The following is an 11,844-nucleotide window of genomic DNA, read 5'->3' on the forward strand; positions in this document are numbered from 1 at the left end:
GCTACGAACGCCACGGCCATCTTTTCGCAGCCTTTCTACAACTCGCAGCCGCGATCACCTGCTACAAGAAACTACCCACATAAGACACGCTCTTAGCACTGCGGACACCGAGTGAGTATGGCGGCGGGTGGGCGAGCACGGAAACGGTCGCCCGATGCCTGACCCGTCAGGGCCGAGCGTGTCCGTCCACCGCGTGGGTGGCCGGGACGTGCTCGACCGCCAAGAACATCGCCGTGCGGTGCCACCTGGAGTCCGTGGACCTCTTCTCGGACCCGGACTGGATCGGGAATTCCGGGGGGACGGGGTGAACGAGGGCCCGGTGGGGTGCGGATCAGCGATCGCTGGCCGAACGTGTCCGGATGCGAGGACGCCCTCTGGGCGGTGCTTGGCCTGGTGGTGGACGGCGTGTACTCGTTCGCCGTCATCCTCGTGGCCGATCTCGGCATCGAGGGGACCTGGCACATGGCCGGCATGCGCGGCACGGGCAGCCGGACCGTGGTCGCCGACGATGTCCTGGTGCCGGCCGAGCGGGTCGCGGCGACATCGCCCTTCACGACCGCGGACCGGATGTTGTACTCGATGACGGTACTGAGCCTGGTGGTGGGCGCGGCGCTGGGCGCGCTGGACCGGTCGGCGCGATGTTCGCGTCGGACCGGAAGCCGTTCATGACCACGTACAACCGGATGGGTGAGTCCGCAGGTGTCCGACAGTGGCTGGCGGAGGCTACTCAACTGGTGCACCGCGCCGAGACAACCATGCTTGCGGTCGCCCACGAGGCCTATACGACCGAAGTATCGGAGAACGAGGGTCCTCGCCTGCACATGGATCTCGCCGACGCTGCCCGTGACTGCCGGTCTGCCCTGGAACGCATGCTCGACCTGCACGGCGCGAGCGGCGTCAACACCGCAAACGTCCTGCAGCGGAACTGGCGGGACGTCGCTGTCGGCAGCCGGCATCCCCACCTGAATCCGTACCTAGCGGTCGAGCGGTACGGCACGGTCCTGGCCGGTTGATATTGCAGGGGGCCACCGGGACCCGGTGCGAGGCATGACGTCGGGCATGCCTCGCGTCGCGGTTGGAGATGACGCGGTCGGGTGACTTCAGTGGGTCGCGCCGCGCGTCCCGCACCATCGAGCCGACGAGTTCCCGCACTGCGGCCAGACCTCGAACATGTTGGGGGGCGGCGTGCTCGGCGCGGAGCAGCGTGTGAAGTGCTGCACGATGGTCCGGTTCTCTGCCCGGTTGCCAGGGGATCGGGATGCAGAGCGCGGTCCTTGGATGAGCGGACCGCTCACAGTGGTTGTTCCGCTTCCTGCGTGGCGAGCTTCAGTTGCTCGTCGTTTTCAGGTGTGTGCGGGGCGAGGTGGGTTTCTCGTAGTTCCATTTCGTTGTGAACACGGCAAGCTCGCCGAAGGGCATCAGGGTCCCTGGACTTGATGGCCTCGAGCAGACGCCCGTGCACAACGACACTTTGGTCCGCTGGGCGTTCGTGGTCTTCGATGAAGCGGGCTTTGACGATGGTGTTGGCGAGAAGAGTGGACAGCGTCGCGTACAAATCGGACACGTAGGGTATCCGGGCAGCTCTGGCGATCGCGATATGGAAGCGCAAGATGGCGCCGAAGAACAGTTTGGGATCATCTCGGGAACCGTGTAGTTCGTCGAGTGCCCACGCCATCATTTGAACGTCCTCGGGTGTTGCCCGGTGAAGGGCGGTCTCGCTGAGCAGGTCCTCGAGCGATCGCCGTGCCTCGAACAGGTGGCGAGCATCGGCCAAACCGTCGAACCAGATGTCCACTACGCCGATACGCAGCTGGGGCGGGATGTCATTGACGAAAATACCACCGGTGGCACCTCGTTTGACGAGGACCCGGCCCCGCTCCCGCAAGATTTGCAGCGCCTCGTTCATCACACTGGGGCTGACGCCGTACCGCTCGATCAGCTCGGTCCGGAAGCCCAGGCGTTCGCCCGGCTGCGGCCGGGTGTCGAGGATGTCCCGTTCGATCTCGGTGGCAAGCTGCTCGGCTCTGGAATTCGGGGTCCTGGGCACGTACCACTCCTCTGTAGGCATTCGAGCTGCGGCACCGTTCGCCGCAGCATGCCTCGAGTGTGTCATTGGTGGAGGGCGCTGTCGGCGACTCCGGTGTGGTGTGAAGGCGTCGGGGCTCCACCGGTAACTGCGGCGGATGAAGTGTCCGTGAGGTCGGTGCCAAGGAAGTCGGATACGAGTGTGCGGAACTCGTCGGCCTTCTCGATCTGCACCCAGTGACCACATTCGGAAATGATGTGCAGCCGAGCGTGTGGCAGGAGCTCGGCCAGCCGACGTGACACATCGACCGGGACGATCCGGTCGTCCCACCCGTGGATGAGCAGAGTTTCGCAGGTGATATTGCCGAACGCGGTCTCGGGCAGGGCCAAAGCGTCGATCGAGTGTTGCCTGGGCGGCGGGAACATCGCCGAATAGGCCTCCTGTACCCCTGGCCGCATCGATGCCTGGTAGCGGTCTTCGACGAGCTCGTCGCCCACGAGGTCGTTGCGGAACGCGAACAGGCGCAGCATCTCTCGCATCGCGTCACGGGACGGTTCATAGCCCCATACCGCGTCCAGGCCCGGCGTGAGCGGGAAGGAGATGCCGGAGCTGCCCATCAATACGATGCGCCGTACCCGTTCGGGTTGACGAGCCGTCAGGTGCAGCGCGACGGCGCCGCCGAAACTGTTGCCGACGATCGCGCACTCTTCGATGTCGAGTGCGTCGAGGAAACCGGTGAGATGCGACAGCCAGGTGTCCATGGTGAACGTCATATCGTCGGGTATGGCGGTATACCCGAATCCGAGCATGTCCGGCGCGATGACCCGGAAGTTCTGGCTCAGCGCTGGAAAGATGGGCCGCCAGTTTGCGTGCGCGGTGACTCCGGGACCGGAACCATGGATAAGCAGAACCACCGGTCCGTTGCCGGCGTCATGGTAGTGAGTGGGTATTCCGTGAACGTCAACGGTTCGGCCGGTTTCGCTCATCTCTTTCATAGTCTCCCTCTCGTGTCGGGCACTGCTCGATCACAGGTCCCGATGTGCGCATGTGGCGTGTGGAATGCCATCGATCGGCCGGTGAAAGCCGGGCGGCGGGTGAAAGCCGGGCGGCGGGTGACAGCCGGGCGGCGGCGCGGTCAGGTGACGGTATTGAGGAACCGCTCGCTCAATTCGTTTCCGACGTAGAAAACGCCCTTGGTCAGCTGGTCCGAAGTCCAGGTGATGGTCTTGAAATCCGGAAAAGTGGCGTAGCCGCCCGCGAAGACCTCATTCCGATTGCCGGCCGGGTCGAACATGTAGATCGTCATCCCGCGGGTGATGCCGTGCTGCTTGGGACCTTCGTCGATCGGTACGTCGTAGTCACCGAGGACCTGCCCGGCGCGCAAGATTGCCGACCAGTCTTCGAGGTGGAATGCGAAGTGGTGCAGTTTTCCGTTGGGGCCGGGCATGATCGCGATGTCGTGGGGGGAGTTCCCGCAGAACATGAACGAGCCGATCAGGTTCTGATCCTCGACGTTGTCGATGATTCGCTCGGATGCGTGGAAACCCAGACACTCGGCGAAGAGTCGTTCGACCGTGGCGGCGTCGGTCGTCGTGATCACGGCATGTTCGAGCCGGGGAACCGATGCGCCGATCGGGTGGCGTGGCGCCACCGCGGGATTGAGCAACCCCAGCTCGTTGCCGACGTACTCGGCCTCCGAGTAGAGCTCGAGGACATGTTCCGACGGTAGTACGACGCGGACTCCGTCACCGATGCCGGCGTTGTCTCCGGCGCTCATTCGCTCCATGGTGCAGCCGAACTGCGTGAGCCGCTTTTCGAAGACCGCGAGATCGTCGGATGTTGCGCACTTGTAGCCGAGCTTCACCAGCCCGACGCCCCCGTCCTCCAGCACCACCGAGTGATGGTCGTACTCGTCCCACGCTTTCAGATAGACGCGGCCCTGCTCGTCTGTGTGCATGACCTTCATCCCGAGTGTGTCGGTGTAGTACTCCACCCCCTTCGCCAGATCGGTCTGCCGCGCATGGACGTACCCCAGACGCATCACACCCATAGCCAACTCTTCTCAGTTGATGCGGTTTCCCGCATGTTTGAATCTGTTTCTACACACAATATGACTGTAGGGATGAGCTGTCAATTGGCACCTGTAAGTGCATGTACGTCCATTTTTCAGCGGAGATGGTTCTTAAAAATTTCTATACTGCTTGATTCTTACTGAACTTTGCTGCAGTCTGTATGAGGGGCGAAGTGATGGACATCACGCGACGAAGGTGACGAACAATGATCCGAGTACTGCCGGAGAACGTGGTGTTTGCCGCGCGGCCCGACGAGCGCGTGGTCGACGCGGTTCGCCGCGCTGGTTATCGGCTGCCGTATACGTGTCGCAGGGGAGGTTGCGGGGCTTGTCTGGCATGGCTGGAAGCCGGCGCGGTCGACTACCCCAGCGCTGTCGCCGAGGAACTGCTCGACACCGCGCACTCGGGGCCCGGTAGCACCGGCCGCCCCTGTCTGCCCTGCCAGGCGGTGCCGCGCGGGGATGTCACGATCCGGCTCGGCGCGGGCCGCCGACTCGTTCGCATCTTCGGCGGTGGCACCGGTTCGGCGGCGAGCGGCGGAACCGATGGTTACTAGGTTTCGCCCCATTTCAACCATGTGGATTCAACGGAGAAAGGCACAGGCATGTCCTACGTGATCGGTATCGACGTAGGAGGGACATTCACGGATGCGGTGGCCGCGCGAGACGACGGCGCCATGTTTTCGACGAAGACCCCCTCTACCCCACCGAACTACGCCGAAGGCGTGATGCAGGTCCTGCAGGAGCTCGCCGCGCATATCGGCATCACCCGCGAGGGCATGCTCGCAGAGACCTCGCATATCGCCCATGGCACGACCTCCGCGTTGAACGCGCTGGTCATCGGTGATGTCGGGGAGGTCGGCTGGCTCACCACGATCGGCCACCGTGACTCGATCTACATCATGAACGTGGCCGGGCGATATGCCGGGAACAGTCCCGAACAGATTCAGAACATCTTGACGACGCGCAAGCCGGCGCCGTTGGTCCCCAAGCGGCGCGCGCTGGAGATCGTGGAGCGGATCGACTACAAGGGCGCGGTTGTGGTGCCGCTCGACGAGGATCAGGCGCGCAACGCCATCACACGGCTACTCGAGCAGGATGTCGAAGCGATCGCGGTGTCGCTGCTGTGGTCGTTCCGCAATCCGGCGCACGAACTGCGCCTGCGGGAGCTGATCCACGAACAGGCCCCGGACATGTACGTGACCCTGTCGAGCGAACTGTCACCGCGCATCCGTGAATTCTCACGCAACGCCACCACGATCATGAGCACTCAGGTCGGGCCGACGCTGGCGCGATACCTGGAGCCACTCGAGCGCGACCTTCGCGACCACGGCCTGCGTGGGCCGTTGCTGATCATGCAGGGCGCCGGCGGCACCGTGGCCGCAAGTCAGGCGCCGAATGCCGCGATCACCACGGTCGGCTCGGTGCTGTCCGGCGGTGTCGCGGGAGCGGGCCGGCTCGCCGAGCAGCTCGGGCATCGCAACGTCATCTGCACCGATGTGGGCGGCACCACCTTCCTGGTCGGCATCATCGTCGACGGCAAGCCGGTCGAAGCCACAAGGGCGATCATCAACCAGCACGAGATCGACGTGCCGATGCTGAAAGTGCAGATCATCGGCAGCGGCGGTGGCGCGATCGCGCATATCGACCCGGGCGGAAATCTCCGGGTGGGCCCACGCAGTGCCCAAGCCGTCCCTGGACCGGCCTGCTATGACCAGGGCGGTTCCGAGCCGACGGTCACCGACGCCGATCTCGTATTGGGAATCCTGAATCCCGGAAACTTCCTGGGCGGCCGCAAGAAACTCTCGCTGGAGCGCGCACGGGAGGCCATCAAGGAGAAGATCGCCGACCCCCTCGGCATGACCGTCGAGGACGCGGCCGCGGCGATTTTCGCCGTGCAGAACGCACAAACCGCGGACCTCGTGCGCAAGGTCGTCATCGAATCCGGCGAAGACCCCCGGGATTTCGTGGTCTACGCCTTCGGCGGCGCTGGACCGGTGCACTGCTTCGCCTACGGCGCCGACTTGGGCGTGCAGTCCACCGTGGTGCCGCTCGGGCCGTCGGCGGCGGCGTTCTCGGCGTACGGATTGGCGTCCAGCAATGTCGGCACCGTCAAGGAATTGTCCGACCCGGCAACGTATCCGGTGCCCGCCGAGCACGTCGCGAAGATTTTCGACACGCTGGAGGACTCCGCACGGACAGCGCTGCAAGACCAAGAGGTCGATCTGATCGATATCGTGATCCGGCGCGAGATCGACATCCGCTACAGCATGCAGCTGGCCGAACTCCCCACCCCGGTTCCCGCGGGCGCGATCATCGACGAAACCCTGGCCGAGGCTGTCGCGGACTTCGAACACCGCTACAGCCGAATGTTCGGAGAAGGGACCGGTTACGCGGACGCCGGCTTCCAATTCATCACCTACCGTGTCCATGCCACCGGTGTCCTGTCCTCGCAGGTCACTCTTCCCGAAGTGGCTCGAGGCACCGGTGACTCCGTCGATGCCGCCATTACCGAGCACCGCCCGGTGCTCCTCGATCCGCGTCGCGGATTCGAGAACACGCCGATCTACGACTATCGCAGGCTCGTGCCCGGCCATACCCTCCATGGTCCCGCTGTGGTCGAGGTGCCGACGACCACCGTCGCGGTGGGCCCCACCGACTCCGCGGAGATCGACCGGCTCGGCAATCTCGTCATTCATCACAACCCCGAGGAGCGACCATGAGTCCGATTCCTGGCGCCGACGTGTTCAACAGCCGGCCCGTCGACCCTGAAACATTGCGAGCAGGTGTGCCGGAAGGGTTGCGCCTGCACACAGTCGGCGACGACGTAATCGAAAATCTCGATCCCCTCACCTACGAGGTAGTCCGTCACCGGCTGGCATCGATCACCGACGAGATGGGCGAAACGCTCAAGCGGATGTCGGGGTCCATCGTTGTCACCGAAGCCAACGACTTCGACTTCGCCCTGTGCGACGAACTCGGTCAAGAAGTGCAGATCGGTCTCTACAACACCTTCCTCGCCGCATCCCTCGACCTCGCCGTCTACTGGACCTTGCAGAACCGCGCGGAGAATCCGGGCATCTGCGAGGGTGACATGTTCCTGTGCAACGACCCATGGGTCGGCGGGGGCCTGCACCAGAACGATGCCACCGTTTTCGCGCCCTTCTTCTTCGAAGGGCAGCTGTTCGGATGGTCCTCCGCCGTAGCTCACGAACTCGACCTCGGTGGTGTCGCCCCGGGCTCGTGGACACCCCGGGCCCAGGACGTGTTCTGGGAATCACTGCCCACCCCTCCGGTGAAAGTGGTGCGCGACAGTGTGCTCCAACGCGATATCGCCGATCTCTGGATTCGGCGGTCGCGGACACCCAGGCAGGTCGAACTCGACCTGCGCGCGAAGATCGGCGCCAACTTCACTGCTCAGACCCGGATGCGCCGCCTGCTCGAGGCCTACGGCATGGACACGGTCAAGGCGGTCATGAAGCGGATGATGTCCGATGCCGAGCAACGACTGCGCGCCAAGCTGCGCGAGCTGCCCGACGGCACCTGGCACGCCACCGGCTACCAGGAACACTCCGGGCAGGACGACCGCGGCCTCTACCGGATCACTCTCGCCATGACCAAGCGCGAGGATCACCTCGTATTCGATTTCCGCGGCACCGCTGAACAGACCGGCATGATCAACTGCCCCTATTCCGGGGTGCGCGCGGGCATCATGTCGTCGTTGCTCCCCGTGCTTGCCGGTGATATCCCCTGGGCCGCAGGCGGACTCATGCGCTGCTTCGAGATCATCGTCGATGAGGGGAGCATGATCAACGCGCAATTCCCCGCCGCCGTCGGCAAAGGCCCGGTCGGACCGGCGTGGGCGGTCGGCAACCTCGTCAACGAGTGCTTCGCGAAGATGCTCGACTCGCGGCCTGCGCACCGCCAATCAGTGCAGTCGGTCTGTGGTGGCACCTTCGACATGGTTGCCCTGGCGGGTATCGATCAACGTCAAGATCCATTCGTAGCATTGGTGATGGACACGATGGCGGGGGGGTACGGTGCCGGAGTAGATCGCGACGGTGTGGACACGGGCGGGATGTTCGTCATCCCGATGGGTCGTGCGCCCGATGCGGAGATGACCGAGTTCACTTCGCCGGTGATGCTGCTGTGGCGGCGCGAGGAGACCGACTCCGGCGGCCCCGGCCGCCAGCGTGGAGGTCTGAGCGGATCGGTCTGCCTGATTCCGCACGACACTGGCACACCGCTGGCTTCGGTGTTCTCCGGGTCGGGCAAGGCGACATCCATGAATGCCGGTCTCGCTGGCGGGTATCCGGGCAATACCCAGCTCGATATCGTCCTGCGTGGGGCCGAGGTGAAAGCAACACTGGCCTCCGGACGGATTCCCCAAAGCCTCGCGGAGGTCGGTGGTGAGCAGGACGTGATGGCCAGCGAGGTCGAAACCGTTATCGGACTCGGTGATGCGGTCTTTGTGCATTGGCAGAGCGGCGGTGGCTACGGCGACCCGCTACTTCGTGACCCGGGCGAGGTGGCCGAAGATGTGCGGGAGACGAAGGTCTCCGCATCGGCTGCCAGAGATTTGTACGGCGTCGTGCTGGACTCCGAGGGCAACCCCGATTCGGGCGCCACAGAACGCCGGCGCGAGCAGTTGCGATCCGAACGCCGGGCCGTTGCGGGCATTTCGCCTGCTGATCCGCCCGGTCCCGTCACTGCGGGTGAGCCCCTCGACGACAACACGATCATTGTTGGGGAGTCGGCGGTGTCGTGCAGACATTGCGGCACAGAGCTGGGCACGCTCGGCGAACCGTATCTTTCCGCGCTGCCCCGAATCGAGACAGACCCTGCGGCAGCGGGCCCTCACGTCTGGGCTGATCCGGCGACCTATGTCGACGAACCCGTCGTCTTCCGGCAAGTCCTCTGTCCGGGATGTGCGACAGCGCTGATCAGCCAGGTCGTACCAGCCGATCATCCGATCAGGGCCGACGCCCTCGTCAACACGCACAGCCACGGCTGACGGCATCGGGTAGGTCGTTCAGCCGCCCACCGCCTCCGAGTGGTGCGGGCAACCTTCCCGCCCACTCGGGGGTAACGGACATGGGGCTCCCATCGTCCGCAGCAGCACCACCCGATGCGCTACTCGCATCACCACGATCGGTCTCGGACTCCGGGAGGGGCCGGACAGCGAAAGGAACGTATACCGTCATGACGGTCGAGAAGCAGACCACTGCACACGGCGACGTATTGATTATCGGTGCCGGTCCTGTCGGCATGACGCTCGCACTTGACCTGGCACGCCGTGGCATCGACGTGATCATCGTCGAAAAGCAGCGCGCCGACGCGGCACCCCGGACACGATGCAACCACATTTCGGCACGCTCGCTCGAGTACTATCGAAGTCTGGGCATCGCCACAGAGATCCGCAATGCCGGATTGCCCAGGAGTCATCCTCACGATGTCGCATACGTGACGTCGCTGACCGGTCACGAACTCACGCGGATTCGTATCCCAGCGAGCGAAAATACTTATGGCAGTGTCGGTTACGCCGACTCCGGTTGGCCGACACCGGAACCGCCGCACCGATGCAATCAGCTCTACTGGGAACCGATTCTTCGCGAACACCTGCGCACTACTCCCAATATCCGGACTTTCTACGGCACCGAGATCACCGATATCGAGCAGGACCTGGCTCAGGTCACCGCACGAGGCGTGAACGGCGCCGGTGAGTCTGTACAGTTCAACGCCACCTATCTCGTGGGATGCGACGGCGGCACCTCACGCGTCCGCAAGTCGATCGGCGCGGAATTCGAAGGAACAGAGGTGATCTCCGGAACACGAGGCGTGTACGTCCGTTCACGCGACCTTGCTGTGAAACGTCGCGTCGACCCCGCGTGGATGACCTGGTTTCTCAATGAATACTCCTACGGCTGCGTCGTGGCTCTCGACGGCACCGAATTGTGGTCCATTCAATTCTTCCTTCCTGCCGGTCGCACAGATTTCGACAGCATCGACCCTCATGAGGGCATCAAGGCCGCGGTCGGCGCCGAGATCGACTACGAAATCATCTCCGTCGACGACTGGTACGGGCGGCGGTTGGTCGCCGACCGGTTCCGTGACCGACGAGTCTTCATCTGCGGCGACGCCGGTCATCTCTGGATCCCGATGGCTGGATACGGCATGAACGCAGGTATCGCCTCCGCGATGACCTTGTCGTGGCAACTCGCCGGCGTCCTGAGTGGTTGGGCAGAGCCCGGTCTGCTCGATGCCTACGAAGCCGAACGCAAACCGGTCACAGACCAGGTATCCGAACATGCAATGGCTCTCGGCCTGGCAAATCTCGACACCGACCTCGTGCGCAATGTACCGCCCATGCTGCTCGCCGAAGGATCCGAGGCCGACGCCTTCCGCGCCGAAGTCGGCCGGGAGCTATACGACGTGAACCTCGGGCAATTCGCGTGCGCCGGACTCAATTTCGGCTCCTACTACGACGCCTCGCCGGTCATCTCCTATGACACCGAATCGGCGCCTGCGTACGACCTCGCGACGTACACTCCGTCGACGGTTCCCGGCTGCCGAACCCCACATATCTGGTTGAACGACGGCCGTTCGCTGTACGACGCGATGGAAACCGGTTTCACACTGCTGCGAATGGACCCAGCTCTTGATGTATCCGATCTTTGTCTGGCGGCAGGAAAGCACAACGTGCCGCTGCAGGTAATCGATCTCAGCGTCGCCGAGGCCGGTGATATCTACCAGCACAAGCTTGTGCTTTCCCGCCCGGACCAACATGTCGCTTGGCGCGGCAACACGCTGCCTGAAGACGCCTCTGCGCTCATCGACCTCATACGCGGCGCCGGCAACCTGTCAGCAGAGCGACAGTGACGGGAGGTGCGGTTTCCCGAGTGGCGATAACGACGATCGATCGATGAGGTCTTCGGTCACCGGAATCGATCGGTAAGCTATTCGCCGCCACCGGCGCCCACCATGCCCTCTGGCATCGAGATAGCCAACTGGCTCACCAGGTTGCCGTAATGCCGAAAGGATTCCGCATGACCGGCTATCCACCGCACATCGCTGTGCGTGGGAACATACAGGCCAGCGTGCCCGAGCTCCCGCTGACACGGCCAGCGCGGTGACCTCGATGCCGCCCGCGCGTCCTTCGGGCACGCGCTCACCCTGCTCGAACCGCTGCCATTGCGCTACGACCGCGCGCGATTGCACTTCGCCTTCGGTCAGGCTGGTTATGCCAGTGAATTTGGGGATCTGGCCCACTTTCCGTGAGGAGGACCGCGCCAGGTGACGGCAGCGTCATTGTTGTGCGGCGGTGAGAAGAACGCGTTTGCGCAGTAGTGGGAGGACGGCCCGGCCGAACATCTGCCTCTTGATCATCTTGATGTGATTGACGCGCCCCTCGACCGGACCGGAATTCCACCGGACGGACAGGCCGGCGGTGACGGCGTTCAGGTCAGACTCCAGACCGTTGGCGAAAGAGGTCAGGCCGGGCAGGTCATCGGCCCGGACGGCGGCAATCCAGTCCAGCAGGTGTTGGCCCTGCAATGTGGTGAGCATTTCTCCGAAGGCACGGACGTGCCCAGCGGTAGCTCGAAGCTGCGGGCACCGCTCCAGCAGGGCTTTCAGGCGTGGCCGATCGTCGAGTGGGACTGTCAGCGATCTTGTGGGCGGGGCGGTGATCCGACAAGCTGAGGCGGCCTGCTTCAGCGGAAAGGATTGTCGTGTCGGAGGAGTCGAA

The 11,844-nt window shown here is 63.9% G+C and carries 10 protein-coding genes; 6 read left to right on the plus strand and 4 right to left on the minus strand.

Annotated elements, in window-relative coordinates; all coding sequences use genetic code 11:
- The first annotated feature begins 324 nt into the window (after positions 1-324).
- Both AB0H42_RS34990 and AB0H42_RS34995 read left to right on the plus strand, forming a co-directional pair.
- A complete protein-coding gene (locus AB0H42_RS34990; protein WP_357063997.1) occupies positions 325-669 on the plus strand; it encodes a hypothetical protein in 345 nt (114 codons plus the stop codon).
- On the plus strand, positions 666-1,013 hold the full coding sequence (locus AB0H42_RS34995; protein WP_357064000.1) for a hypothetical protein: 348 nt from the start codon (positions 666-668) through the stop codon (positions 1,011-1,013). Before AB0H42_RS34990 ends, AB0H42_RS34995 begins: the two co-directional genes overlap by 4 nt.
- Before the next feature lie 278 nt (positions 1,014-1,291).
- Here the strand turns inward: AB0H42_RS34995 and AB0H42_RS35000 are convergent, their stop codons facing one another.
- The 3 genes from AB0H42_RS35000 to AB0H42_RS35010 form a co-directional block, all read right to left on the minus strand.
- Positions 1,292-2,047 carry an FCD domain-containing protein gene (locus AB0H42_RS35000; protein ID WP_063129783.1) on the minus strand — a complete coding sequence of 252 codons (756 nt, stop codon included), beginning with the start codon at positions 2,045-2,047 and terminating at the stop codon, positions 1,292-1,294.
- Positions 2,048-2,109: 62 nt separating this feature from the next.
- A complete protein-coding gene (locus tag AB0H42_RS35005) occupies positions 2,110-3,012 on the minus strand; it encodes an alpha/beta fold hydrolase (protein ID WP_357064003.1) in 903 nt (300 codons plus the stop codon).
- Positions 3,013-3,161: 149 nt separating this feature from the next.
- Positions 3,162-4,076: a catechol 2,3-dioxygenase gene (locus AB0H42_RS35010; RefSeq protein WP_063129782.1), complete on the minus strand. Its 915-nt coding sequence runs from the start codon at positions 4,074-4,076 to the stop codon at positions 3,162-3,164.
- Between the two features lie 227 nt (positions 4,077-4,303).
- On the opposite strand from AB0H42_RS35010, the gene AB0H42_RS35015 reads away from it, so the two are divergent.
- The 4 genes from AB0H42_RS35015 (at position 4,304) to AB0H42_RS35030 (ending at position 10,976) form a co-directional block, all read left to right on the plus strand.
- Positions 4,304-4,654, plus strand: a complete 351-nt coding sequence (locus AB0H42_RS35015) for a 2Fe-2S iron-sulfur cluster-binding protein (RefSeq protein ID WP_357064006.1) — start codon at positions 4,304-4,306, stop codon at positions 4,652-4,654.
- A 48-nt stretch (positions 4,655-4,702) separates the two neighbouring features.
- Positions 4,703-6,820, plus strand: coding sequence for a hydantoinase/oxoprolinase family protein (locus AB0H42_RS35020; protein WP_357064009.1), 2,118 nt, complete (start codon positions 4,703-4,705; stop codon positions 6,818-6,820).
- Positions 6,817-9,111: a hydantoinase B/oxoprolinase family protein gene (locus AB0H42_RS35025; protein WP_357064012.1), complete on the plus strand. Its 2,295-nt coding sequence runs from the start codon at positions 6,817-6,819 to the stop codon at positions 9,109-9,111. The genes AB0H42_RS35020 and AB0H42_RS35025 overlap by 4 nt, the downstream gene beginning before the upstream one ends.
- Positions 9,112-9,299: 188 nt before the next feature.
- Positions 9,300-10,976, plus strand: a complete 1,677-nt coding sequence (locus tag AB0H42_RS35030) for an FAD-dependent oxidoreductase (RefSeq protein WP_357064015.1) — start codon at positions 9,300-9,302, stop codon at positions 10,974-10,976.
- Between the two features lie 426 nt (positions 10,977-11,402).
- On the opposite strand, the gene AB0H42_RS35035 is transcribed toward AB0H42_RS35030, so the two are convergent.
- On the minus strand, positions 11,403-11,663 hold the full coding sequence (locus AB0H42_RS35035; RefSeq protein ID WP_357064018.1) for a transposase: 261 nt from the start codon (positions 11,661-11,663) through the stop codon (positions 11,403-11,405).
- Positions 11,664-11,844: the final 181 nt, after the last annotated feature.

Origin of the sequence: Nocardia sp. NPDC050799 (assembly GCF_040654015.1) — a bacterium.
Lineage (GTDB): Bacteria > Actinomycetota > Actinomycetes > Mycobacteriales > Mycobacteriaceae > Nocardia.